The organism is Paenibacillus koleovorans NBRC 103111 (assembly GCF_004000845.1).
Classification (GTDB): domain Bacteria; phylum Bacillota; class Bacilli; order Paenibacillales; family NBRC-103111; genus Paenibacillus_AA; species Paenibacillus_AA koleovorans.
Map to the genome: position 1 here is coordinate 39158 of NZ_BIMA01000027.1, position 24106 is coordinate 63263.

At 56.3% G+C, this 24106-nt stretch carries 21 protein-coding genes; 15 read left to right on the forward strand and 6 right to left on the reverse strand.

Annotation, left to right across the window (positions count from 1 at the left end):
- Together PKO02S_RS11565 and PKO02S_RS11570 are read right to left on the reverse strand one after the other, a co-directional pair.
- Nucleotides 1-2109 carry a carbohydrate binding domain-containing protein gene (locus PKO02S_RS11565; RefSeq protein ID WP_164821399.1) on the reverse strand — a complete coding sequence of 703 codons (2109 nt, stop codon included), beginning with the start codon at nucleotides 2107-2109 and terminating at the stop codon, nucleotides 1-3.
- A gap of 126 nt (nucleotides 2110-2235) precedes the next feature.
- The gene (locus PKO02S_RS11570; protein ID WP_127582842.1) at nucleotides 2236-3096 is read right to left on the reverse strand and encodes a polysaccharide deacetylase family protein; all 861 of its coding nucleotides are present in this window, start codon (nucleotides 3094-3096) and stop codon (nucleotides 2236-2238) included.
- 132 nt (nucleotides 3097-3228) lie between these two features.
- Between PKO02S_RS11570 and PKO02S_RS11575 the strand changes: the two genes are divergently transcribed.
- The 3 genes from PKO02S_RS11575 (at nucleotide 3229) to PKO02S_RS11585 (ending at nucleotide 7761) form a co-directional block, all read left to right on the forward strand.
- Nucleotides 3229-4770 (forward strand): fumarate hydratase, encoded by a 1542-nt coding sequence (locus PKO02S_RS11575; protein WP_127582844.1) that lies wholly within the window; start codon nucleotides 3229-3231, stop codon nucleotides 4768-4770.
- Between the two features lie 353 nt (nucleotides 4771-5123).
- Nucleotides 5124-6917: a two-component system histidine kinase PnpS gene (pnpS, locus tag PKO02S_RS11580; RefSeq protein WP_127582846.1), complete on the forward strand. Its 1794-nt coding sequence runs from the start codon at nucleotides 5124-5126 to the stop codon at nucleotides 6915-6917.
- A gap of 127 nt (nucleotides 6918-7044) precedes the next feature.
- Nucleotides 7045-7761, forward strand: coding sequence for a response regulator transcription factor (locus PKO02S_RS11585; RefSeq protein ID WP_127582848.1), 717 nt, complete (start codon nucleotides 7045-7047; stop codon nucleotides 7759-7761).
- Between the two features lie 57 nt (nucleotides 7762-7818).
- Here PKO02S_RS11585 and PKO02S_RS11590 read toward each other — a convergent pair whose 3' ends face one another.
- The gene (locus PKO02S_RS11590) at nucleotides 7819-9555 is read right to left on the reverse strand and encodes a methyl-accepting chemotaxis protein (RefSeq protein WP_127582850.1); all 1737 of its coding nucleotides are present in this window, start codon (nucleotides 9553-9555) and stop codon (nucleotides 7819-7821) included.
- 222 nt (nucleotides 9556-9777) lie between these two features.
- On the opposite strand from PKO02S_RS11590, the gene PKO02S_RS11595 reads away from it, so the two are divergent.
- From PKO02S_RS11595 to PKO02S_RS11620, 6 genes are all read left to right on the forward strand, one after another.
- The gene (locus tag PKO02S_RS11595; protein ID WP_127582852.1) at nucleotides 9778-10770 is read left to right on the forward strand and encodes a PstS family phosphate ABC transporter substrate-binding protein; all 993 of its coding nucleotides are present in this window, start codon (nucleotides 9778-9780) and stop codon (nucleotides 10768-10770) included.
- Nucleotides 10771-10883: 113 nt separating this feature from the next.
- Nucleotides 10884-11801 (forward strand): phosphate ABC transporter permease subunit PstC, encoded by a 918-nt coding sequence (gene pstC / locus PKO02S_RS11600; RefSeq protein WP_127582854.1) that lies wholly within the window; start codon nucleotides 10884-10886, stop codon nucleotides 11799-11801.
- Nucleotides 11801-12670: a phosphate ABC transporter permease PstA gene (gene pstA, locus PKO02S_RS11605; protein WP_127582856.1), complete on the forward strand. Its 870-nt coding sequence runs from the start codon at nucleotides 11801-11803 to the stop codon at nucleotides 12668-12670. The genes pstC and pstA overlap by 1 nt, the downstream gene beginning before the upstream one ends.
- Before the next feature lie 13 nt (nucleotides 12671-12683).
- Nucleotides 12684-13520, forward strand: coding sequence for a phosphate ABC transporter ATP-binding protein PstB (gene pstB / locus PKO02S_RS11610; protein ID WP_127582858.1), 837 nt, complete (start codon nucleotides 12684-12686; stop codon nucleotides 13518-13520).
- 37 nt (nucleotides 13521-13557) lie between these two features.
- On the forward strand, nucleotides 13558-14220 hold the full coding sequence (gene phoU, locus PKO02S_RS11615; RefSeq protein ID WP_127582860.1) for a phosphate signaling complex protein PhoU: 663 nt from the start codon (nucleotides 13558-13560) through the stop codon (nucleotides 14218-14220).
- A gap of 37 nt (nucleotides 14221-14257) precedes the next feature.
- Nucleotides 14258-16612, forward strand: coding sequence for a bifunctional diguanylate cyclase/phosphodiesterase (locus tag PKO02S_RS11620; RefSeq protein ID WP_127582862.1), 2355 nt, complete (start codon nucleotides 14258-14260; stop codon nucleotides 16610-16612).
- Here PKO02S_RS11620 and PKO02S_RS11625 read toward each other — a convergent pair.
- Nucleotides 16554-17348: an HAD family hydrolase gene (locus tag PKO02S_RS11625; protein WP_127582867.1), complete on the reverse strand. Its 795-nt coding sequence runs from the start codon at nucleotides 17346-17348 to the stop codon at nucleotides 16554-16556. The genes PKO02S_RS11620 and PKO02S_RS11625 overlap by 59 nt on opposite strands.
- A gap of 136 nt (nucleotides 17349-17484) precedes the next feature.
- Here PKO02S_RS11625 and polA point away from each other — a divergent pair, with 136 nt between their 5' ends.
- The 5 genes from polA (at nucleotide 17485) to PKO02S_RS11650 (ending at nucleotide 23011) form a co-directional block, all read left to right on the forward strand.
- Entirely contained in the window at nucleotides 17485-20136 is a 2652-nt protein-coding gene (gene polA, locus PKO02S_RS11630) for a DNA polymerase I (RefSeq protein ID WP_127582869.1), read from the forward strand.
- 30 nt (nucleotides 20137-20166) lie between these two features.
- Nucleotides 20167-21036 carry a DNA-formamidopyrimidine glycosylase gene (gene mutM, locus PKO02S_RS11635; protein ID WP_127582871.1) on the forward strand — a complete coding sequence of 290 codons (870 nt, stop codon included), beginning with the start codon at nucleotides 20167-20169 and terminating at the stop codon, nucleotides 21034-21036.
- Nucleotides 21037-21099: 63 nt separating this feature from the next.
- Nucleotides 21100-21810 (forward strand): sporulation membrane protein YtaF, encoded by a 711-nt coding sequence (ytaF, locus tag PKO02S_RS11640; RefSeq protein ID WP_127582873.1) that lies wholly within the window; start codon nucleotides 21100-21102, stop codon nucleotides 21808-21810.
- A 20-nt stretch (nucleotides 21811-21830) separates the two neighbouring features.
- Entirely contained in the window at nucleotides 21831-22427 is a 597-nt protein-coding gene (gene coaE, locus PKO02S_RS11645; RefSeq protein ID WP_127582875.1) for a dephospho-CoA kinase, read from the forward strand.
- Nucleotides 22424-23011 (forward strand): lytic transglycosylase domain-containing protein, encoded by a 588-nt coding sequence (locus PKO02S_RS11650; protein ID WP_127582877.1) that lies wholly within the window; start codon nucleotides 22424-22426, stop codon nucleotides 23009-23011. The genes coaE and PKO02S_RS11650 overlap by 4 nt, the downstream gene beginning before the upstream one ends.
- Nucleotides 23012-23075: 64 nt before the next feature.
- On the opposite strand, the gene PKO02S_RS11655 is transcribed toward PKO02S_RS11650, so the two are convergent.
- The gene (locus tag PKO02S_RS11655) at nucleotides 23076-23279 is read right to left on the reverse strand and encodes an alpha/beta-type small acid-soluble spore protein (RefSeq protein WP_127582879.1); all 204 of its coding nucleotides are present in this window, start codon (nucleotides 23277-23279) and stop codon (nucleotides 23076-23078) included.
- 109 nt (nucleotides 23280-23388) lie between these two features.
- On the opposite strand from PKO02S_RS11655, the gene nrdR reads away from it, so the two are divergent.
- On the forward strand, nucleotides 23389-23859 hold the full coding sequence (gene nrdR / locus PKO02S_RS11660; protein ID WP_127582881.1) for a transcriptional regulator NrdR: 471 nt from the start codon (nucleotides 23389-23391) through the stop codon (nucleotides 23857-23859).
- A 68-nt stretch (nucleotides 23860-23927) separates the two neighbouring features.
- Here the strand turns inward: nrdR and PKO02S_RS32345 are convergent, their stop codons facing one another.
- Nucleotides 23928-24104 carry a hypothetical protein gene (locus PKO02S_RS32345; RefSeq protein ID WP_164821400.1) on the reverse strand — a complete coding sequence of 59 codons (177 nt, stop codon included), beginning with the start codon at nucleotides 24102-24104 and terminating at the stop codon, nucleotides 23928-23930.
- Nucleotides 24105-24106: the final 2 nt, after the last annotated feature.

Below are 24106 nucleotides of genomic sequence, written 5' to 3' on the forward strand. Positions count from 1 at the left end.
TTAGAATGGATCGCTGCCCAGCCGGATTTTCACATTGTCGAAGTATGCGGTCCCGTTCACCGTCGTGGAATGATTCTCCAAGTACACGCGCAGCTGCAAGCTTGTGTTGCTCGGCGTCGTGAAGGTGAAGCTGTTCGTCTGCCAGGTCGTGTTGTCAAAGTCGTACACGGGACTGATAGCCGCACTGTTCGTGGCATTGTAGACGAAGATGCGGCCTCCTGCCAACCCGCCGTCTGTTTTTCCGTCGAAAGTAAGCGTATACGTAGTGTTCGGCTTCCATTCGGTCCAATCTTGGTACAAGCCGGTCCAAGTAGACAGGTTGGCCTTCACGGCAACCCCGTATTCGCCTTCCGTGCGATTGACGCTGTCGAGATAGGCGTATGCCGAGGTTGTGCCCGAGATGCGCGCCCAGCGTGCAGGCAAGGTCGTATCGCCGTAGGAGCGGTATTCGAAGCCTCCGTTCACCACGCGCTCCGGATCCCAGCGCATAATCTCCGTTGCTGTAAGCGCGTAGGCCGAGTTGTCGAGCGTGTAGCCCGAGTATTGGTCGGCGGCGAGCTCCCAGGCTTTCGGATCGAATTGGGCGAGCTGCGTCCAGCCTGTCATATATTTGGTGTAGGTATAGTCGGTCAGTGTGCCGCCGCCGCCGGAAGCGGAGCCGTCCACGAAATTGTGAAGCTTCGGTGCCGTAGTCGACTGATTCCAGACTTTGTTCTTGAGTGTGTTGGCGAAACGGACGACATCATTGCCGTTGTACACCGTGCTCGCTTTGTTGAACAAGGTGATGGCCGCTTCCACATCGATGTTGCCATGGGAGATGTCCTCTATTTTTGCGGCTGTCTCCTTGTACTTCCAGTTGTAGGAGCCGGTCGGCGTGTTATACGTGAGCGTCGATTTGAAATAAGTATTGATGGCCTGCGCCCGGTCCCAATAGGAGGCGGTGCCCGTAATATCATGCAGGACGGACAGAAGGTTGCCGAAAGCTAGATACATGTTGTGAGGCAAAATACGGTTTTCGCCGGCTGCATAATGTTTGACCGAATCCAAGTTCGGCGAATCGATATAGTATCCGCTGGAGGAGTTGACCGCTACATAGGTTTGGCCGAGCTTGGCGCTGCTGCCGTCCCAACGTTTGACCAGATGGTCTTCCAGGAAATCCAGGTAGCTGTTCGCTTTGGTGAGATAAGCGGCTTGAAGAGACGGAGTCGATTTGATGAGTCGAACGAATTCGGCGATCGGCGTGCCGATCATGCCGTCATGCACGATGTAGGGGACGCGGCGATTGACTTGCACTCTGTCGAAATAGGCGATACCGCCTGTGACGGTGTAGGTGTTGTGGCCCAGCCATACTTGAACGGAATGGCCGGCAGGCGGAGAGACGAATTCGACGCTGTAAAAGTCCCACGAGGTAGAGTCAATGACTTGGCTGGCGATGATCGTTTTGACGCCGGTGGACAGGTTGGTATCGAGTATGTAGGCGCGGCCTTTCGCTGCGGAGCCGTTCGTTTTGGCGTAGAAGTTCAGCACGTAGGAGCGATTCGGGACAAAGCTGTTGAGCGGCTGATACATGCTCTGCCAGCTCGTGCCGTTCGTCTTGAGCACCAGTCCCCAAGTATCGGGTGGCGCCCCGCCGTAGTCGTGGTAAGCGCCGCTCGCATTCGAGCGATACCCGGTCGTAGACGTGGATTGGAATCGGATCCAGTTCGCAGGGAGGGTAGCGTCGCCGGAAGCTGCGGTGGCAAACGTAGTATTGTCGATCTCGACCGGCGAGTAGCGGAATGCGCTCCACCCCAGATAGCCGTCCCCATCGACATCGTTGGCATTGGCGATCATGGCGTCGGTGTGCGTTACGATTTTGTCCAACCAGGTTGTGTTTTTCGTCAGACCGTACATGTTCATGTAGCTGTTGAGCCAGTAGCTCTCGCCCCATGCCAAGGTGCCGGATTCCGGGCTGTTGTAATAATCCCCCCCGTGCACGCTTTCGTAAGCCACATACTGGTCGTACCACGGATTGGTCGAAGCCGAAACGGTGGACGCGGTCCACCAAGACCCGATCATCGCGAGAACCAGCAGAAGCCCGAAACTACGTTTGATTCGTGTTTTCCTCATGTCTGCAACACTCCTTCGCCATAGAATTGTCGGCTGTTCGGCCGCAACTCCACTATAGGGCATCAAGAATGCGCAGAACGGTTAAAATCGTATCGGGAACGGACAGAATTGTACTTCCCTGCCGTACTACCGGCTCGTTCTTACGATTCGGCGCTGGATCGTCTGATGGAGCAGCTCCGGGGTGACGAACGGACTGCCTCCGTTGATGCGCGGGATTTGCAAAGGGTCGGTGGAGCGGGTGGTCATCTCCGGCACGATCGTGTAAGCGAACTTGACTCCGCACCGCCGAATCAGCTCGCGGGCTTTTTCATCGGAGATGCCGAACGGGTAAGCCAAATCTTGCGTAATCTCGTTCGAGAGAGCGCTCACTTCCTGCAGGCAAGCCTGGGTATCCCACAGAATGCGGTTTTCATATGCTTCCTCAGTCTCGGGCTGGCCGTCCATCAGGATCGGATTGGTCAGAAACGCATGGTCATCCTGCTTGTGGTGATTGCCGTTCGTATGGCAGCCGACGTCGATCAGATCGGTACTGGCCAGCATTTCGCGCACTTGCTCCCTGGAGAGGAACGGAATCGCGCTCAAGTAAGGGTTGTAGTCCGGATGATCGAGCGTTTCCGTGATGAGGAAATTGACGGCCGGGATGTTTAGTTGGTGCAAAATCGGTACCCCATGCAAATAAAAACTTTCATATCCATCGTCGAAGGTGACCAGCACTGCATTGTCGGGTACGACGCCTCCGTTCATATAGGCATGGAATTGCTCCAGCGACAGGAATTGATAGCCTTTCCGCTGCAGGTATTCGAGCTGATCCCGGAACAGCTTGGTGGATACGGTGCCGGAGCTTTCTTCCGTGTCGCTGATATGGTGGTACATCAGGACCGCCACTTGATCGGAGTAACGGACTTTTCCGTCGGAATCGCTCAAGTAGGGCAACGCCAAAGACGACCCGATGAGGAATAAAATGAACACTCTGAGCAACAGCTGCAACTTGGTACCTCCTGCCCGAACGCGCTACCTGTCGTTCCATTTCAATACCGTAGGCATTCGATAGAAAATCTGGTATGATGGCTACTATGGAATCATTCTAAACAATGATAGAAGAAGGAGACCGTCTTGATCATGAATCAATTTCAAGAAAGTGTGTATCGCCTCATCGTAGAAACGTCTACGAATTTGCCGGCGGACGTCCGCCGCGCTGTTCAGAAAGCGCAAGAGCAGGAAGACGAGGGCACGCGCGCCGCGCTCTCCTTGTCGACGATCGCCGAGAACATTACGATGGCCGAATGCAACGTGTCCCCGATCTGCCAGGATACGGGCATGCCGACTTTCATTATACATTGTCCGGTCGGTGCAAACCAGATCGCGATGAAGAAGCAAATTCTCGAAGCCGTCCGCCAGGCGACGAAGGACAGCAAGCTGCGCCCGAACTCGGTCGATTCGCTGACAGGCGGCAATAGCGGCGACAACCTCGGACCGGGCACGCCGGTGATCCACTTTGAGCAATGGGAGCAGGACGTTGTGGACGTGCGCCTCATTCTCAAGGGCGGCGGCTGCGAGAACAAGAACATTCAATACAGCCTGCCGGCTGAGCTGGAAGGATTGGGAAAAGCCGGCCGCGACCTCGACGGCATTCGCAAGTGCATCATGCACGCCGTCTATCAGGCGCAGGGCCAAGGCTGCAGCGCCGGCTTCATCGGCGTCGGCATCGGCGGCGACCGGACGACCGGTTACGAGCTGGCCAAACACCAGCTGTTCCGCGAGGTCGATGATATGAACCCGAATGAAGACCTCCGCAAGCTGGAGAGCTATGTGCTCGAGAACGCCAACAAGCTCGGCATCGGCACGATGGGCTTCGGCGGCGCCGTTACGCTGCTTGGCTGCAAGATCGGCGTGATGAACCGCCTGCCTGCGAGCTTCTTCGTCTCTGTCGCGTACAACTGCTGGGCGTTTCGCCGTCAAGGCGTGTTGCTCGATCCGCAAACCGGCGAGATTCGCGAATGGGTGTACGAGGACGGCAAAGCCGTGCCGATGACCGACGAAACGACGGCCGATGCTGCTGCGAAGGAGACGGAAGAGCGCCGGGAGATCGTGCTGCAAGCTCCGATCACCGAGGAGCAAATTCGCCAGCTGCGCGTCGGCGACGTCGTCGTAATCAACGGCGCCATGCACACGGGCCGCGATGCGCTGCACCATTATTTGATGGACCATGACTCGCCGGTTGATCTGAACGGCCACGTCATTTATCACTGTGGTCCGGTGATGGCCAAAGACGCCGCCGGCGAATGGCATGTGAAGGCGGCCGGACCGACGACGAGCATTCGCGAGGAGCCTTATCAAGGCGACATCATCAAGAAGTTCGGTATCCGTGCGGTTATCGGCAAAGGCGGCATGGGGCCGAAGACGCTGAAGGCGCTTGGCGAGTTCGGCGCGGTCTACTTGAACGCGATCGGCGGCGCGGCGCAATACTACGCGGAATGCATCAAGAAAGTCGACGGCGTCGACTTGATGGAGTTCGGCATTCCCGAAGCGATGTGGCACTTGAATGTGGAAGGCTTCGCCGCCATCGTGACGATGGACTCGCACGGCAATAGCTTGCACGCCGATGTGGAGAAGGACTCCTTGCAAAAGCTCGCCACTTTCAAGGAGCCGGTATTTAAATAAGGGTTGGTCGGAACGTCCGATTCTCCTATGGGAGGATCGGGCGTTTTTTCAGACTCCCATACCGCTTATGCAGCACCATTGATGGGGGAAATGAGACGAATTTTCAGAGTAGAGTAGATAGAGCCAGTCGCTTTACGAAGTTTGCTCCGTAGTCCGATTTTTTCGGACTAGGGAGCAAGGGTACGGGCGCCAAGGAACCCAGTTGACTGCCCTCCCACGCGCCAACTGAACAAGCTCGCCAGAAGTTTTTGAGTGTGAGCGGATTTACAAAAGATTTACTAGAAACCGATCGATCGGAGCGATATTATAGAAAGGATAGACCTACCGTGGAAACGAGGGTGGCGTGACTACAAATGAAACAATTTCGCACAAGATTGGCGCTTCTGTTCATCGCCCTCATCGGCGGCTCCGTATTGGCGGCAGGCATTTTTATGGCCGTCATGATCGAGAGGTCGAAAGTATCGGCGCTTGAGGAAAGCATGGTCCGGGAAATCCGCATCATGATGGCGGTTGTGGAGGAGCAGAATGGATCGATCGCCGAACTCAGCGCAGCCAAGCAGCAGGAGCTGGCCAAGTACCTGAAAAGCTCCGCCGGGGCGAGAGTGACGCTTATCGATGCTGAAGGCAAAGTGACCGGCGATTCCGATAGCGAACCAAGTATAATGGACAATCATTCGAACCGAGAAGAAATCCGGGAAGCCCGTGAGAACGGCATCGGGTATTCCCAGCGATACAGCGATACAACGAATCGACAGATGCTGTATGTTGCTTTGCCGATCGAGCGAGATGGCCGCATCCTCGGGTTTGCCAGGCTGTCAATGTCGCTCGAGGAAGTGGAGACGGCGATCGCGACATTATGGTGGGGGCTGCTCGGCGGCCTGCTGGTTGTGTTCGTCATAGCGGCGGCGGCGAGCTTCCGCATCGCTCATCAGCTGACACGCCCGCTCGATAAGATTACCCGGGTGGCGCAGCAAATTACGAACATGAACTACAAGTCACGCGTCTACATTCGCAACAAGGATGAGATCGGCCAGCTCGGGCAAGCGATCAATACGATGGCGGACAGCCTGCATGTGCAGATGAACCGCATCCGCGAGAACGAAGCCCGCTTGTCCAGCGTACTGGACAACATGGTGAGCGGCGTCGTCATGATCGACGAGGCAGGGCTGATCGTACTTCTGAACAGGTCGGCGGAAGTGATCCTCGGCTATTCGTCGAGAGAGCTGATCGGACGCCGGCACGATGAAGTAAATCAGCCGATCGAATTGACGCAGCTTATCCAGGCTTGTATGGACCGCAATGAGCGGATTCGGGACGAAATGAACTTCTACTTCCCGGAGGAGCGGCTGCTCGAAGTCAGTCTGGTGCCGATGCTGCAGCTTGACCAGGAGTGGGCCGGCCTCGTCATCGTGCTCCATGATATTACAGCGATCCGTCGATTGGAGAAGGTGCGCAGCGAGTTCGTAGCGAACGTGTCCCATGAGCTGAAGACGCCGGTGGCGGCCGTCAAAGGCTTCGCGGAGACGCTGCTTGCCGGCGCCATGAACGATCCGGCCATCGCCAAACAATTCCTGCAAATTATTTACGACGAGAGCGAACGGTTGAATCGGTTGATCGGAGACATCCTGGAGCTCTCGAAGATTGAGTCGAAGCGGGTGCCGCTTCAGTTTTCCCCCGTCCACCTGAACAGCTTCCTCGGCAAGCTGATGGAAATCATGCAGCCGGAAGCCGAGCGCAAGTCAATCGAGCTGAGCATGTATGTGAACGAAGAGTTGTACTTGGAAGCCGACGAGGACCGTCTGGGGCAAATCGTCATCAATCTGCTCTCCAACGGCATCAACTACACGCCGGAGGGCGGCAAGGTTAAAGTGACGGCGATGCCGATACCCGGCGATCAGACGGATGGAGAAGGGGTCCGCATCGTCATCACCGACACCGGCATAGGTATTCCGAAGAAGGATGTGCCGCGTATCTTCGAACGGTTTTATCGCGTGGACAAAGCGCGTTCGCGCAGCTCCGGCGGTACAGGGCTCGGCTTGTCGATCGTGAAGCATCTGGTCGAGCTGCACCGCGGCACAATCCGGGTGGAGAGCGATCTGGGTCTCGGTTCCAGGTTCATCCTCGAATTGCCGCTCATCCAGAACTGATAACAGCCTGACAGAGGGGGCGCTACGCACGCATTGGACAACCTGATAACAATGCGGTAACATTATTTAGAGTATAGCAGGTTCAACCGGAAGACGATGTTAAAGACATACAGGGGGCGGGTCTCTCATGGGTAAGCGCATATTGGTGATTGAAGATGAGCCTACCTTGGCGAGGTTGTTGTCGTACAATTTATCGCAGGAAGGCTACGAAACGAAGGTTGTCGATCATGGCGGGGAAGGGCTCCAGGCGGCTAACCAACAGGCTTTTGATCTCATCATTCTCGATATTATGCTGCCGGGCCTGAACGGTTTTGAGATTTTGCAGAAGCTGCGGCAGAAGGGCAACAAGACGCCGATCATCATTCTGACCGCACGCAATGCGGAGGAGGAAGTCGTCCAAGGATTGAAGAGCGGAGCGGACGACTACATCACGAAGCCGTTCGGCGTTGCCGAGCTGCTGGCGCGCGTCTCGGCCGTTATGCGGCGGACGCAGGCCGACGATACGGCCTATGTGGAAGAAGCCAGCACGGACAAGGTAATCCGTGTAGGCGACTTGAAGATTTACCCGGAGAAGTACGAGGTGAACTTGAACGGCCAATCGATTCCGCTTCGGCCCAAAGAATTCGAAGTGCTGCTCTATCTCGTGCAGCGGCCTGGCGTCGTCATCACTCGAGACGATCTGATGAACATCGTCTGGGGCTTCGATTACGTCGGCGGCCAACGCACGGTGGACGTCCATGTCAGCTCGCTTCGCAAGAAGCTGGAAATGAACCAGGAGTCGGTCCAGATCGATTCGATCCGCGGACTCGGCTACAAGCTGGTCGTGCATAGCGGGAAGAAATAAGAAGAAGCTCAAGAATCAGCCGGATGGCTGAAGCTTGGGCTTCTTTTTTTGACATTTTCACTCCAACCGGAACTGCTTAAGCTCCTCGAACAGCTGCTGCGACAAGTCGCGAATATCGATCGATTGCTCGGCAATTTGCTGGATCGCGGCGTTCTGCTCGACCGAGGTCGAATTCACTTCCTCGACGCCGGCCGCCGTCTCCTGGGCGATCGCCGCGACGGTAGTAATGGCGTCGGCGAATCGGTTCGTCCGCACTTTAGACTCCTGCACCTTGCCTCTTATCAGCGCCATCTGCCCATGCAGCCGCTCGATTGATGCCTCGATCGCATCGAACGAGTGCAGCGTCCCTTGCAGCTGGCTGCCCTGCACGTGGACCGCTTCAAGCACGCCGCTCATATGGCTGCGAACGTCATCGATCTGGCTCTGCAGCGAATCGGTCAGCCGGGCGATCGACTTGGCCGATACGCCAGTCTGATCCGACAGCTGGCGTACCTGCTCGGCGATGACGGCGAACCCGCGGCCGTACTGGCCTGCACGAGCCGCCTCGATCGCCGCGTTCACCGCCAGCACGTTCGTTTCCGTCGAGATCTCGCTGATGGTGCGCACGATATGGCCGATCTTCACCGAATCCTCGATGAAGCGATCCAGCGCGGCGACGGCATGGCGGAGCCGCTCGTCCGATTGCGCCGAGGCCGATTGCAGCTGCAGGACGGCGGACGAGCCCGCACGCGAGCTGGAGGTGGCGACGCGGCTCAGCTCGGCCATCTCCTCGGTGCGGATTGCGATGTCTGCGGTTCGCTCCGCCAGCTCGGAGACGAGATCGGAGCTTTGCTCGGTTTCGGACGCCTGCTGATCGGCACCGGCCGAAATTTCGCCGATGGCCCGGAGCACGTCCTGGTTGGAGGAGGCCGTCGATACCGCGAATTGCTGGAAGCGCTCGGCGTGACCGGCCAACGAAGTGCCGATGGCATGCGTATGCAGCAAGGTATTCCTTACTTTGTCCATCATCAGGTCAAAGTGGCGGCTCAATTGCCCAAGCTCGTCGGGCGTCTTCGACCCAACACGGTGTCGCAGATCGCCTTCGGCTATCTGGCTCATCGTAATCCGCATGCGTCGGATCGGACGTACGAACGAGCGGATCAGCAGGGTGGAGATGACGACGGCGAAGGCGATAGCGACGCCCATGGAAACGTAAGTAAACAGCTCGGACTGATGGAAGAGCTCCTCGGAACGAGCGGTAGCCGCAGCGGCGCCGGCCGTATATGTATGGTTGAATTGATCGACGAGCTCGAACAAATATTCTTTGTGCGTCCGCGACAAGTTGAATTGCTGCTCCAGCTGTCCGGCAATCTCGATTGCAGGCGCCCCGCTTTTGATGAGCGTCACCCCAGCGGCGTAGGTCGCTACATACTCCTCGGACACCGTAGACAGCTTGGCTCTCCATTTGCGTTCGTCGGATGTGGAGGCGGTATCGCCGATTTGGCGTACGTATTGAAGGAACAGCTTCTTTTTCTCCTCGTAAGCTCCCGTCGTCGTATCGTCGGCCGTCTTCGTAAGCACCAGAGAGGCATGCATGCTGGCGAGTTGCTCGCCGGTCATCTTGAGCCGCATGGACAGCAGCTGCTTGTCCACTTCCCGGTTCTGAACGCCGACTTGCTCGCGAATCGCTTGCTGCTGCTGCATCTGGAACCAGCCGGCCGCCGCGAACAACCCTACAATCAAGACGAAACCTGTGATCATCTTAAACCGAATGCTGATTCCTAATCTCCTACCGAAAGGCCAACTCTTTTTCATAGACGCAGCTCCCCAGATGTTCGTTTTTGCCTCCAGTATAAGGAAGAATCATTAACGGACAGAGCGTTTTCTGTAAAGGTACTGTAAATCTGTGAAAGTTAAAGCTATGAAAACAGACGTCCAAAAGTTTTACACTGCGTTAACAAAAGTTGAAATTTGCGAAAACAGACGATGAGTACTATTACGTTGTAGCCAAAAACATGAAGGAGTGGTCAATCACTTATGAAGAAGGCATTGAAGGCAGGAACAATCGTACTCTCCACTACAATCCTGGCGTTGTCACTGGCAGCTTGCGGAGAAAAAAATGACGATACGAAGACGAATGCAGGCGGCACGACAAGTCCATCGGCAACGAAGACGCCTGACGCACCCAAATTAACGGGCGACATCAAAATCGACGGTTCCTCTACAGTATTCCCGATCTCGCAGGCTGTAGCCGAAGAGTTCATGAAGAAACAAACCGGCGTAAAAATCACAGTAGCCGAAGGCGGAAGCTCCGTAGGGATGACCAAGCTGATCGCCGGCGAAATCGATATTGCGGATTCCTCCCGTAAGATCAAGGCGGAAGAAGCGGACAAAATCAAGGCGAAGAGCGACGAAGCTATCGAAATGCCGATCGCACTTGACGGTGTCACCGTTGTAGTAAACAAGAAGAACACTTTTGCAAAAGAAATGACAGTTGCCGAACTGAAGAAGATCTGGGAGAAGGACAGCAAGATCAAGAAATGGAACGAAATTCGTCCGGAATGGCCGGATAAAGAAATTAAGCTGTATGGCCCGGGAACAGCATCCGGTACATTCGAATTCTTCACAGAAGCGATCAACGGTAAAGCAAAAGAATCCCGCACCGACTTCACGCCATCCGAAGACGACAACGTGTTGGTTAAAGGCGTAGCGGGCGACGAGTTCGCCATGGGTTACTTCGGATTCGCGTACTTCAAGGAAAACGAAAGCACATTGAACGCTGTAGCCATCAAGGTAGATGCTAATACGCCGGCTGTCGCTCCATCGCACGACACGATCGAGAAAATGACTTACAAGCCGTTGTCGCGTCAAATCTTCATCTACCCGACGAAGAACGCTCTGGCTAAGCCTCAAGTCAAAGAATTCATCAAGTACTACAACAGCGCCGAAGGTCAAAAGCTGGTTGAAGCCGCCAAGTACATCAAGCTTCCTCAAGACTTCTATACGAAGAACCTGGAGTTTGTAAAGTAATTGAATTGCAGAAACGCATGAAAAACGGACCGTGGAGCTTCAGAGGATGAGCCTTTGGGGCCCCGCGGTTATCCGCTTGCCAGTGAACTTTTTGAAGTCAAGGGGGCCCCAGAATGCCGCAAATCGAGCAGCCAGCAAGCTTAAAGCAGAAAAAGAAATGGCTTTCTACCGACAGCATCATGCCGAAGCTTCTTTTACTATTCGCCGTCATATCCATCTTCACGACCATCGGGATTGTGGCGATTCTGATCGTGGAATCCATCGGATTTTTCAAGGAAGTGCCCATCCTCGACTTTATTACCGGGACGAAATGGACGCCGCTCTTCGCGGACCCTGAGTTCGGGATTTTACCGCTCGTTACGGGCACATTGATGATTACGCTCATTGCGAGCATTGTCGCTCTTCCTCTCGGCTTGGGGAGCGCCATTTACCTTAGCGAATACGCGCCGGACCGCGTGCGTGCGATCTTGAAGCCGGTGCTTGAAATATTGGCGGGTATTCCTACGATCGTATACGGGTTCTTCGCCCTGACATTCGTGACGCCCGTCCTGCAATTCATTCTTCCGGAGACGGAAGTGTTCAACGCTCTGAGTGCCGGAATCGTCGTCGGCATTATGATCATTCCGATGATCTCGTCGCTGAGCGAGGATGCCATGGTCGCGGTGCCGCATTCGCTTCGCGCGGCTGCCTATGCGCTCGGCTCCACGAAGCTCGAGGTTGCGATCAAGATCGTAGTGCCGGCCGCTTTTTCCGGTATTGTGGCGTCCTTCGTTCTCGGCCTGTCCCGCGCTGTCGGGGAGACGATGATCGTGACGCTGGCTGCGGGCAACCTGGCGCAAATGTCCTACAACCCGCTCGAGAGCATCCAGACGCTCACCGCGTATATCGTAGCGGTCAGTTCGGGCGACACGCAGCACGGGACTGTCGAATACTTAACGATCTATGCCGTGGGTATCACCTTGTTCGTCATCACGCTGGTCATGAACATCCTCGCCGGCTACATCTCGAGAAAGTTTAAGGAGGAGTATTGATGCAGTCGTCCATGGAACTCAAACGCATCCAGAAGCGCAAGAACAAGAACAGCTTGTTCCACTTCCTGTTCCTCCTGTCCACTTGTCTCGGGGTGTTGGCGCTCGTGTTGTTGCTCGGCCAAGTGCTGCTGAAAGCGGTAGGTTGGATCGACTGGCAGTTTCTTACGAGCTTCTCTTCCCGGTTGCCGGAAAGAGCGGGCATCAAAGCCGCCTTCGTCGGTACATTGTGGCTGATGGTCATTACAGCGCCGCTCACCGTTATTATTGGTGTCGCGACGGCGATTTATTTGGAAGAGTACGCGAAGGACAACAAGCTCAGCCGCATCATCCAGACGAACATTGCGAACTTGGCGGGCGTTCCGTCGATCGTGTACGGACTGTTGGGACTTACGGTATTCGTCCGTTTGCTTCACCTCGAACGGAGCGTGCTGTCCGGCGCGCTGACGATGACGCTGCTCGTGCTGCCGATTATCATCGTCGCTTCCCAAGAAGCGATCCGCGCCATTCCGATGAATCAGCGGCATGCTTCCTACGCGCTCGGCGCCACTCGCTGGCAGACGATCGTTCGTGTAGTATTGCCTTCGGCTTTGCCGGGTATTCTGACCGGAGCGATCCTGTCACTGTCCCGTGCGATCGGCGAAACCGCGCCGCTCATCGTGATCGGCGCCGTATCGTATATTGCGTTCTTGCCGCACTCCATCTTCGATACGTTCACCGTCATGCCGATCCAGATTTACAGCTGGGCTAGCTTACCGGCGAAGGAGTTCCAGAACGTGGCCGCCGCAGGCATCGTCGTCCTGCTGGTTATGCTGCTTAGCATGAACGCACTCGCCATCTACTTGCGCAACAAGTATCAGAAAAAAAATTAAGGGGGCGCTTCTCATGTCCATCGCCATTCCAGCTTCGATCTCGATTTCCGCGTTGAACACGCAATCCACTTCGACCGCCGGTACGACTCCAACCGCCGGACCGATTATCGAAATTCAGTCATTGAACTTGTACTATAGCGAATTCCACGCCTTGAAAAACGTCGGCATGCGCATTGATCCGAAGTCGATTACCGCCTTCATCGGCCCTTCCGGCTGCGGCAAATCGACGTTGCTGCGTACGCTGAACCGGATGAACGACATGACGAAGGGCGTGCGGATCAACGGGAAAGTCGCGATTAGCGGAACGAACATCTATGATACGGACGTCAATGTGGAGCTGCTGCGCAAAAATGTCGGCATGGTGTTCCAGCAGCCGAATCCGTTCCCGAAATCGATTTATGACAATATCGCCTACGGACCTCGCATCCATGGCATCACTAGAAAGAGCGAGCTGGACGACATTGTTGAGAAAAGCTTGCGCTCCGCGGCGCTGTGGGACGAAGTGAAGGACTACATGAAGAAATCGGCCTACGGCCTGTCCGGCGGGCAGCAGCAGCGGCTTTGCATTGCTCGTGCGCTCGCGGTAAACCCGACGATTCTGCTTATGGACGAACCGACTTCCGCGCTGGACCCCATATCGACGTTGAAAATCGAAGAGCTGATCCAGGAGCTGAAGGACCAATACACGATCGTCATCGTGACGCACAACATGCAGCAAGCGGCGCGCGTCTCGGGACAAACGGCGTTCTTCTTGAACGGCGAGGTCGTGGAATATGCGGAGACGGTGAACTTGTTCTCCAACCCCGCGGATCAACGCACGGAAGATTACATTACCGGCCGCTTCGGCTGATGCCTGAATAGACGACATATTAGGGGGAGATTTGTCCATGGTAACGAAACGACAGCAGTTCGACGCCGCGCTGAGCGGCTTGCGCCAAGAATTGATCGAGATGGGCGGCAAAGTGGAACGTGCGATACAATTGTCCGTCCAATCCCTGAAGGAAGGCAATCTCGAGCTGGCTAACGAAGTGATTGCCGAAGATCCGATCATCAACGCGCAAGAAGAGCGTATCGATGAGATCGGGACGAATTTGATCGCCACGCAGCAGCCGGTCGCCAAAGACCTTCGCCGCATCATTATTGCCTTCCGAATGGCAAGCGATCTGGAGCGTATGGCGGATCTCGCGGTCGATATCGCAAAGGTAACGATCCGGATCGGCGATCAGCCGCTGATCAAGCCGCTCGTCGACATCCCCCGAATGGCGGAAATCGTGCAATTGATGACGAACGAGAGCATCGCCTCTTACGTTAACGAGAATGTCGATCTGGCCTATAAGATGGCGAAGATGGACGATGAGGTCGATCAGCTGCACAGCCAAATCATGCGCGAGCTGTTCGTCTTCATGGTGGACAATCCGAAGACGGTCAATCAATCGCTGCTGCTCTGCTTCGTCAGCCGCTACTTGGAGCGGATGGCGGATCATGCGACGAATATCGGGGAAAGCGTAGTGTATCTCGTACGGGGCAAACGGCCGGATTTAAACGCCTAATACTTGTCGAGGGACACGAGGACTGCGAGGAACGCCGATGCTTAGCTTGGACAATCAGGAATTGGACCGGATCGGAACCTATTGGCGGCAAAGCCGCATCGGGCTGCTGTACTTGGACGTAGCCCGATTCTCCGAGTGGGAGCACACGCATGGCCGAGCGTACTGCGAGCATGTGCTGTCTTCCATGAAGACCTGCATCCAACAGCTTCAAGGGGATCTCCCGTCGATCTTGAAAGTGAAGAACATGGGGGACGACTTCTACTTCTTCATTGCGCTGAAGCTGAAGCAGTCCGAGGAGCTGCAGCGCAAGGAGCTGCTCGAGCTCGGCTCGCGTGTGAAGCTGGAGCTGGAACGGCTGCTTCGGATGTCGGCTGCCGGCGTATCGGCGGAGCTGGCGCCAATGGAGCTGCACATGGGGATGTCGCTGTTGCCGGCGGTAGCTCCAGGCGGCCGCTCCGGCGGTGGAGGTGGCAGAGCGAAGGCGGCCGCCCCAACGGACATCGACAAGATGATCTATATGGCCGTAAAGCAAGCGATTCGGGAAGCGCGCCGACAGGAGACGGTCGGGTCGAATGCGGAAGCCGCGGAGTTTCTTGCGATTATGGAGCGAGAGCGGATTCGATCGGTCTACCAGCCGATCGTTTCGCTCGAAGATGCGCAAATTTTCGGCTATGAGGCGTTGACAAGGGGGCCGGAAGGCTCCGTCTTCCACTCTCCTATCCGGCTATTCCAGTTCGCGGAGCAGGAGAACATGCTCTACATGCTGGACCGGCTCGCTCGCGAGAAGGCGGTCTCAGGCTGCTCGGGGCTGGATCCGTCCGAGCGCGTGTTCATCAACATTCCCGCGCATGTGATACACGATCCGCAGTTTACGCCTGGGCAGACACTCAAGCTGCTTGAGAAACGGGGGCTGAAGCCGCACAACGTCGTGTTCGAGATTACCGAGCGCAGCTCGATCGAGGATTTCTCCACGACCAAGAAGCTGCTCCAGCATTATCGCAGCCAAGGCTACCAAATCGCCATCGACGATGCCGGTGCCGGCTATTCGTCGCTGCAGGCGATTGCGGAGCTGCAACCCGATTTTATCAAGGTCGATCGTTCGCTCATTCAGGACATACATACCGATAAAATTAAAGAATACATATTGGAAACCTTCGTCTCGTTCGCCGAGAAAATGAACATTCGCATTATCGCCGAAGGGATCGAGAAGCTCGAGGAGCTGACGAAGCTCATTCAGATGGGGGTCCACTACGGGCAAGGCTACTTGATCGCGAGACCTTCCCCCGAGATGATGCCGATCGATCGTCTGCTGGCGGATTCCATCCTGAGGCAGAGACGTTGGAGAAGCTTCGGGGGATCGACGAGTATCGGCTCATTGGCTGTACCGCTGCAGTCATTCTCGCCGGAGACGCATATTAGCGAGGTGGCGAACTACTTCAAGCTGAACGTGCATGTGTCGGGGGCGGTTATCACGTCGAGGGACATCCCGGTCGGACTGACGATGCGGGACAAGCTATTCCAGCAGCTGGCCGGCCAATACGGCTTGTCCTTGTACTGGAGCCGTCCGATCAGCACGATTATGGATGCGCATCCGCTTATCGCAGAGGAGACGATGTCGATCGAGCAGGTGTCTCAGATGGCGACCTCCCGCGATATTCATCAGCTGTACGACTATGTGGTCATCACGACGGACGGTCGGTATTTGGGGGCGGCTTCGGTGCGCTCGATTCTGGAATCAATCACGAAGGCGAAGCTGGAATATGCGCGGATCGCCAATCCGCTGACCGGACTGCCCGGGAATGTGCAGATTCAGAAGGAGCTTGCCAAACGCCTCGCCGAGCAGCAGCCGTTCTCGGTCATATATGCGGATCTGGACTATTTCAAATGGTTCAACGACCGGTACGGCTTCCATAAGGGCGACCAGATGATTCAGTTTACAGCGGATATTCTACAATTGGCTTGTCGTGTATGCGGCCACCCTTATGACTTCGTGGGCCATATCGGCGGTGATGATTTCATCGTCATGACGAATGCGGAGGAGCCGATGCGGGTATGCGAGGAAATGATTCGTCAGTTCGATAGCGGTGTCTTATCGTTTTATGAGCTGGGCGGTATCGAAGTGCTGGACCGGGAAGGCAACCCGGTGGATGCCGAGGGCGTCTCCATGTCGCTGTCGCTTGTGATCTGCGAGTGGAGAGCGGATTTGACGGCGGAACGGATCTCGCAAGAGGCTGCCAATTTGAAAAAACAAGCGAAGGCGTATCGTGGCAGCATCACCGTCTATCGCCATCTGCGTGAAGCCGGATCCGCGCCTGCCGGCGCCATTGCCGCCCTTACTGGGGCGGGGCAGGCAGCAGCGAGCTTAGCTCCTTCAATTGCCGAATCACGCTAACCTTCGATTTCCCAACCTTGCGTTGGGTTATTTTTTTGCCTGCCGAGCGGCTGACCCAGACGGCTTGCATGCCGCATTTGAGCGCTCCGACGATGTCGTTCGACCAGGAGTCGCCGACCATGACGGCTTGCGAGGCGGGAGTGGCGGTTTCTTTCAGCGCTTGCTTGAAAATTTCCGAGTCCGGCTTGCGGTACTCTCCTTTTATCGACGTGAAGATGCGCTCTCTTGGCAGTTCCTCCGACAAACCGAAGCGGCGGACCATCTCCTCCTGCACTTCACGGCTGCCGTTCGAGATAATGCCGAGCTGATATGTTTTGGCGAGCTCGCGGATCGTCTCCGCCGCATCGGGGAACAGCACGGCGTGCTGGCGCTGCTGTTTTTTCAGCTCGCGAAAAAAGGATTGCACGAAGGTGTCGTTAACGGCGAACGGGTAATGCTTGAGCGCCGCCTTCAGGCAAGCTTTGCGCACCTCCAGCGTCTTGTCCTTCTCCTTGTCCGTTGTTCCTGTCCTGCTTATTTGCAGCTTGTCTTTCCGTTTGTTCCATTCCTCCATATATTGAGCTACCGCTTTCTCGGGCACCGCATCGGGGTCATCCGAATCCCAGCGTCCGGTAAAATCGATCAAAATGTTCGTGAAGCATTGCTCGAATGAGCGTTCCGGGTCGATCATCGTGTTGTTCATGTCGAAGAACACCGTACGGACACCAGTAGGATTTTTTCCTTTCTCCTTGGCCATGCTGCCGTTCCCTCGCCCTCACAGTCGGTTTCCCTATGTATATGTCGAACGCCCCCGCCTCATGTGACCGGTTTTGGGCAAGGCGCGCCTCTTTGTGTTAAAATGGAACAAGGACTGTATAAGATGAGGTGTTGTCATGAACAAATTGATTCTTATCGACGGCAATAGCGTCGCGTACCGCGCTTTTTTTGCATTGCCGCTGCTCAGCAATTCCTCCGGACTGCACACCAATGCCGTCTTCGGGTTCACCACCATGCTGCTCAAGCTCATCGAAGAAGAAAAACCCACCCACTTCCTGGTCGCTTTCGACGCGGGTAAGGTGACGTTCCGACATAAAGGCTACGAGGATTACAAGGGTGGCCGGCAGAAGACGCCGCCGGAGCTGTCCGAGCAGTTCCCGCTCGTGAAAGAGCTGCTGCGCTCGTTCGGCATCAACCAGTACGAGATCGAAGGCTACGAGGCCGACGACATTATCGGCACGATGACGCGGCTCGCAGACGAGCGGCAGTTCCCGGTCGTCGTCGTAACCGGCGACAAGGATATGCTGCAGCTGTCGTCCGAGTATGTTACCGTCGCGCTGACCCGCAAGGGCGTCAGCGAGGTGGAGCGGTTCACGCCGGGGCATATTCACGAGACGTATGGCCTGAAGCCGTATCAGATCATCGATCTGAAAGGGCTGATGGGCGATGCGTCCGACAACATACCCGGCATTCCCGGCGTCGGCGAGAAGACGGCGCTCAAGCTGCTGCACGAATACGGCAGCGTCGAGCGCGTCCTCGAGCATGTCGATACGCTCGCCGGCAAGCTGCAGGAGCGCGTGCGCGACAATGCCGACAGCGCGCGGATGAGCAAGGAGCTCGCGACGATCTACCGCGAGGTGCCGCTCGAGCTCGGCTTGGACGAGCTCGGCTGGAGCGGCTACGAGGGCGGCAAGCTGGCGGCGATGTTCCGCAAGCTGGAGTTCAAGTCGCTGCTGGACAAGCTCGACTTGCCGGTCTCTGCGGGCTCGGACGAGCCGCAGGAAGAGCTGCGCGTCGAGGTGCTGGAGGCAGCGGCGCTGGAGAGCTTCGCCGCTCGGCTCGCGGCGGGCGAGACCCGATCGCTGCACATCGAGGCGATCGGAGACAACCCGCATCACGCGAACGTGGTCGGGCTGTCGTTCCGCAGCGCGGACGGCTGCCTCTACTTGCCGTTCGAGCTGCTGCTTTCGGACGCGGGGAGGCCGATCCGCGAATGGCTGTCCGATCCCGAAGCGAAGAAGAATGTGTACGATATGCATCGTACCGAGGTGGCGCTCAGCTGGAGCGGGATCGACTTGAAGGGCGTCGCCTTCGACGTCCTGCTGGCCGCCTATTTGCTCGATCCGACCGAGTCGAATCATACGCTGAACGCGCTGGCCGCCCGCTTCGGGCTGCCGGCGATCCAGGCGGACGAGGACGTCTACGGCAAGGGCGCGAAGTTCCGGCTGCCCGAGCTGCCGGTGCTGAGCGAGCATCTGTGCCGCAAGGCGTCCGTGCTGGAACGGCTCGTGCCGGTGCTGCGCGCGGAGCTGGAGAAGGGCGAGATGCATGTGCTCTACTACGAGCTCGAGAAGCCGCTTGCCGCCGTGCTCGCCGGGATGGAGAAGACCGGCATCGTCGTCGACGGCGACGGCTTGCTGAAGCTCGGCGCCGAGCTGGGAAGCGCGATCGAGAAGCTGGTCAGCGGGATTTACGCGCAGTCCGGCGTCGAGTTCAACATCAATTCGACGAAGCAGCTCGGAGACGTTCTGTTCGAGAAGCTCGGGCTGCCCGTCGTCAAGAAGACGAAAACCGGTTATTCCACCGATGCCGAGGTACTGGAGAGGCTGGCTCCTTACTCGGGCATCGTGGACAACATCTTGAATTACCGCCAGCTGGCCAAGCTGCAATCGACCTATGTAGAGGGTCTGCTGAAGGAAATTCGGCCGGAGACCGGCAAGGTGCATACGTATTACCAGCAGACGATCGCTGCAACAGGCCGTCTGAGCAGCCAGTTCCCGAACCTGCAGAACATTCCGATCCGGCTGGAGGAGGGCCGCAAAATCCGCAAAGTATTCGTCCCTTCGGAGCCGGGCTGGTATATGCTCGCGGCCGATTACTCGCAGATTGAGCTGCGCGTGCTGGCTCATATTTCGAAGGACGCGAAGCTCATCGAGGCGTTCCAGAACAATATGGATATCCACACGAAAACAGCGATGGACGTGTTCGGCGTGAGCGAGTCGGCCGTCGACTCGAACATGCGCCGGCAGGCGAAGGCGGTCAACTTCGGCATCGTGTACGGGATCAGCGATTATGGCTTGTCCCAGAACTTGAGCATAACGCGGAAGGATGCGGCTCAATTCATCGAGCAATATTTTGCCATATTCCAGGGCGTACGCCATTATATGGACGATATCGTCAAACAAGCCCGCACGAACGGCTACGTGACGACGCTGCTGCAGCGCCGCCGCTACCTGAACGATATCAACGCCTCCAATTTCAATCTGCGCTCGTTCGCGGAGCGGACCGCAATGAATACGCCGATTCAGGGCACGGCCGCCGATATCATCAAGCTCGCTATGGTGCAGCTGTCTAAACGGATGCAGACGGAAGGCGTGAAGAGCCGCATGCTGCTGCAGGTACACGACGAATTGGTGTTCGAGGTGCCGAAGAGCGAGCTGGAGCTGATGAAGAAGCTTGTCCCCGATGTGATGGAGAATGCGCTCCCGCTCGACGTGCCGCTTAAGGTCGACGTCAATTACGGACTCAACTGGTACGAAGCGAAATAAGAGACGTCACAGGAAGGAGGCTGGCTCACAATGCCTGAGCTGCCAGAGGTAGAGACCGTCCGGCGCACGCTGCACGCGCTTGTGGCCGGCAAACGGATCGAATCCGTTAAAGTGCATTTGCCCCGCATCATACAACGGCCTGATGATATAGCGCAGTTTGAATTCATGCTTGCGGGACACACGATTCAGGGCGTGGAGCGAAGAGGCAAGTTTCTTCGTCTGCTGCTGGATGATCTAGTGCTCGTCTCCCATTTGAGAATGGAAGGCCGATATGGCGTTTATGCAGTGGAAGAGCCGCTGGAAAAGCACACCCATGTCGTGTTCCGCTTCGACGACGGAACCGAATTGCGCTACAAGGATGTGCGCCAGTTCGGCACGATGCACTTGTATGTGCCTGGAGACGATTTGTCGCTTCCTCCGTTGAACAAACTCGGTCAGGAGCCCCTTGACGAGGCATTTACGCCCGAGCTGTTGCGGAAGCTTATCGGCTCGCGCACAACGAAGATCAAGCCGCTGCTGCTGAATCAAGAGATCGTGACCGGACTCGGCAACATCTATGTCGATGAAGCGTTGCACCGGGCCGGGATTCACCCGGAGCGCACAGCCGATACGCTCAGCCGTGCCGAGCTGAATGCGCTGCATGAAGCGATCGTGGCGGTGCTTCAGGAGGCGGTCGACGCCGGGGGTTCCTCGATAAAGTCCTATGTCAACGGACAAGGCGAGATGGGGATGTTCCAGCAGTCGCTGCACGCCTATGGTCAGACCGGGAAACCGTGCAGGCGGTGCGACGAGCCGATCGTGAAGACGGTAGTCGGCGGCCGAGGCACACATTATTGTCCATCATGCCAAAAGCTCGGCAGTCGAGGTCTACGCCCTGCTGCGGCCAGCAAAAAACAATAGCACGCAAACCGTCCCTCCGCCATATAGTGGGTAGGAGCCAAGAAGGGGAGGAGACGTTTCGTTATGCTGCCAGTTGTTTCTTTGATTTTGCTTGCCTTGGCCGTAAGTCTGGACGGTTTCGGTGTTGGGATTACGTACGGCCTTCGCCGCATTCGCATCCCCTTGATGTCCATAGCGATTATTTCGGGATGCTCGGGATTAATCTTTTGGGTAGCGATGCAGCTCGGCTCCTATTTGTCGCAGTTTCTGAGCCCTCGTCTGGCTACCGTCATCGGCGCCTTGATTCTCATAGCCGTAGGCTTGTGGGCGCTTATGCAGATGTTTCGCAATAAAGGCGCCGATGAACCGAGTGAGACTTCCGCTTCTAAGCAATCGGAGGTTAATGAAGAACTAGCCCCGTTGGGAGACGCACCTGCGGCATCCGCCGATCTGAGAACGGTCATCGTGATCGAGTGGAAGCAGCTAGGCCTCGTCATTCAGATTCTCCGCAAGCCATCTCTCGCTGACGTGGACCAGTCAGGCGTCATTTCGTCGTCGGAAGCGGTGCTGCTCGGCATCGCCTTGTCGTTGGACGCATTCGGAGCCGGAATCGGCGCAGCCTTTCTAGGGTTCAGTTCTTTTTTGACGGCGTTCGTCATAGCTTGTTCCAGCGGATTTTTTATTGCGACCGGCCTGCGGCTCGGCATTTTTTACGCGAACCGGTCTTGGATGAAGAAGCTTTCGTTTTTACCCGGATTTTTACTTATTGTAATGGGACTTATGAAGCTGTTGTAGTTTGGAAAGGAGGGTGCGCCTTGAATATCGGATTGACGGGCGGCATCGCCTGCGGCAAAAGCACCGTCTCTGCGATGCTGGTCGAGCGTGGGGCCAACTTAGTAGACGCCGACCGGATCGCTCGGGAGGTTGTTGAGCCGGGGAGCCCGGTGCTAGTTCAAGTAGCTGAGCGCTTCGGCCGAGAGGTGCTGCTCGAGGACGGCAGCTTGCATCGGAAGCGTTTGGGAGAACTGATCTTTGGCGACGAGAAGGCGCGCAAGGATCTGGAGGCGCTCTTGCATCCTCCGATTCGGGCGCGGATGAGGGAGCGGATGGCTGCCTTCGAGCGAGAACAGCCGGACAAGCTCGTCGTGGTCGACGTTCCGCTGCTGTACGAGTCCGATCTCGCCCACATGTTCGAGCATGTGCTGCTCGTCTACATACCGGAGCCGCTCCAGCTGGAACGGCTTATGCAGCGCGACGGCATCAGCGAGGAGCAGGCCCGTAAGCGCATTGCGGCACAAATGCCGATCGAAGACAAGAGAGCGCTCGCCGACTTTGTGATCGACAATAGCGGGACCATAGCGCAGACGGCTCTGCAAGTGGACAAGTTCTGGCAAGAAAGGGGACTGGAATGAGGGTATTCCGGAAGAAACGGGTTTTCGCCCTGCTGCTTCTGCTCTTCATTGTCCTGCTCTTCTACAATACAAAGCTATTGGGCCGTATCATGTACCCGATCCGATATGAGTCGGATATTCGGGTGAGCGCGGCCAATTATAATATCGATCCTTTCTTGATTGCGGCGATTATTCGGGTGGAGACGAATTTCAATCCGGAGAAAAAGTCGAAGAAAGGCGCGATCGGCTTGATGCAATTGATGCCGGATACGGCGCAATGGATCGTGGAAACCGCCGATTATTCCGATCGGACGATCAGCTCGTTGGATCGGGCGGATGTGAATATTGAAGTAGGTGCCTGGTACTTGAATTCGTTGTATAATCAATTTGATGGGACCTTAACGACCGTGCTCGCAGCTTACAATGCCGGTCCCGGCAATGTGCGCAAATGGCTGCAGAACGGCACATGGGACGGCACGGTCCGCAATATCGACACCGTTCCGTTCGGCGAGACCCGCCACTACGTGCAGCGCGTCATGTATTTCCATGATAAATACTCTAAGCTGTACCAAGAAGAGTTGGCCTTAGCTTCTCCCGTGAAATAATAAAAAGCGCCGCGCAGCCGCTGTAGAGGCGGATGCCCGACGCTTAGGAAAAAAATCAGTTCGATTATTGGCCGGCTAGTTGTTGTTCCCCGATCTGGACCAGGCGGCGAGTGATATGACCGCCGATCGATCCCGTTTCGCGGGTCGCCATGTTGCCATAGTAGCCATCTTGAGATAACGAAATCCCTAGCTCTTGAGCCACCTCGTATTTCAATTGATTCAAGGATTGTTTAGCGTTTGGAACTGCAGGCGTGTTGCTCGATGCCATCGTTGTTCACCTCCCCTGTCGCTTGTACATCTAGTATGCGTCGCGCTGCGAGGAACATGCTCGCTCCCGAATGGAAAATAACGTTTGACCCGCCAGGAGGTAACCCCCGATGAAGTGCCCGTATTGCGACAATGCCGGTACGAAAGTGCTGGATTCCAGACCGGCCAACGAGAATCGATCGATTCGCAGGCGCCGGGAATGCGACAAATGCCAAAGACGGTTCACCACCTTCGAGATGATTGAAGAGACGCCGCTGATCGTCATCAAAAAAGACGGCAGCCGGGAGGAATTCAGCCGGGACAAGCTGTTGCGAGGCCTTATTCGGGCGTGCGAGAAACGTCCGGTTTCCATGGAGCAGCTGGAGTCGATCGTCGCCGAGGTGGAGAAGGAGCTGCGAAGCCATGCGCATGCCGAAGTTGCAAGCCGCGATATCGGCGAGCTGGTTATGGAGCAGCTGCATCCGGTGGATGAGATCGCCTTCGTCCGGTTCGCGTCCGTCTATCGCCAATTCAAGGACATCAACATGTTCATGAAAGAGCTCACTCAGCTGCTTGGCAAACACGATCCAGGTGCGAATTGAGCTCATGCGCTGGAACGCCGAAGAACCCTTCCGCTAGCCGGGAGGGTTCGTTCTTTTCCGATGGATGCTTATTGCAGGCGATTCGCTCCAAGGAACAAGACGGGCGGGATATGCTCCAACAAACTTTCCGCATCGTCGCCGTAGGTGGGGTCGGTATGCTTGATTTCTTCGGCTTCCCCTTCGGTCAAATGGCGCGTATTCCCCGTATACTTCGGTTCCATCGCGCGAATTTCTTCACGGTCCAACT

Bases quoted from the DNA above. Each gene is read 5' to 3' on its own strand.
- PKO02S_RS11575 (WP_127582844.1), top strand. From the start codon at position 3,229: ATGAATCAATTTCAAGAAAGTGTGTATCGCCTCATCGTAGAAACGTCT.
- pstA (WP_127582856.1), top strand. From the start codon at position 11,801: ATGCAGTCGTCCATGGAACTCAAACGCATCCAGAAGCGCAAGAACAAG.
- PKO02S_RS11595 (WP_127582852.1), top strand. From the start codon at position 9,778: ATGAAGAAGGCATTGAAGGCAGGAACAATCGTACTCTCCACTACAATC.
- PKO02S_RS11565 (WP_164821399.1), bottom strand. From the start codon at position 2,109: ATGAGGAAAACACGAATCAAACGTAGTTTCGGGCTTCTGCTGGTTCTC.
- pstC (WP_127582854.1), top strand. From the start codon at position 10,884: ATGCCGCAAATCGAGCAGCCAGCAAGCTTAAAGCAGAAAAAGAAATGG.
- PKO02S_RS11585 (WP_127582848.1), top strand. From the start codon at position 7,045: ATGGGTAAGCGCATATTGGTGATTGAAGATGAGCCTACCTTGGCGAGG.
- phoU (WP_127582860.1), top strand. From the start codon at position 13,558: ATGGTAACGAAACGACAGCAGTTCGACGCCGCGCTGAGCGGCTTGCGC.
- PKO02S_RS11650 (WP_127582877.1), top strand. From the start codon at position 22,424: ATGAGGGTATTCCGGAAGAAACGGGTTTTCGCCCTGCTGCTTCTGCTC.
- mutM (WP_127582871.1), top strand. From the start codon at position 20,167: ATGCCTGAGCTGCCAGAGGTAGAGACCGTCCGGCGCACGCTGCACGCG.
- PKO02S_RS11625 (WP_127582867.1), bottom strand. From the start codon at position 17,348: ATGGCCAAGGAGAAAGGAAAAAATCCTACTGGTGTCCGTACGGTGTTC.
- PKO02S_RS11590 (WP_127582850.1), bottom strand. From the start codon at position 9,555: ATGAAAAAGAGTTGGCCTTTCGGTAGGAGATTAGGAATCAGCATTCGG.
- ytaF (WP_127582873.1), top strand. From the start codon at position 21,100: ATGCTGCCAGTTGTTTCTTTGATTTTGCTTGCCTTGGCCGTAAGTCTG.
- pnpS (WP_127582846.1), top strand. From the start codon at position 5,124: ATGAAACAATTTCGCACAAGATTGGCGCTTCTGTTCATCGCCCTCATC.
- nrdR (WP_127582881.1), top strand. From the start codon at position 23,389: ATGAAGTGCCCGTATTGCGACAATGCCGGTACGAAAGTGCTGGATTCC.
- PKO02S_RS11620 (WP_127582862.1), top strand. From the start codon at position 14,258: ATGCTTAGCTTGGACAATCAGGAATTGGACCGGATCGGAACCTATTGG.
- polA (WP_127582869.1), top strand. From the start codon at position 17,485: ATGAACAAATTGATTCTTATCGACGGCAATAGCGTCGCGTACCGCGCT.
- pstB (WP_127582858.1), top strand. From the start codon at position 12,684: ATGTCCATCGCCATTCCAGCTTCGATCTCGATTTCCGCGTTGAACACG.
- PKO02S_RS11655 (WP_127582879.1), bottom strand. From the start codon at position 23,279: ATGGCATCGAGCAACACGCCTGCAGTTCCAAACGCTAAACAATCCTTG.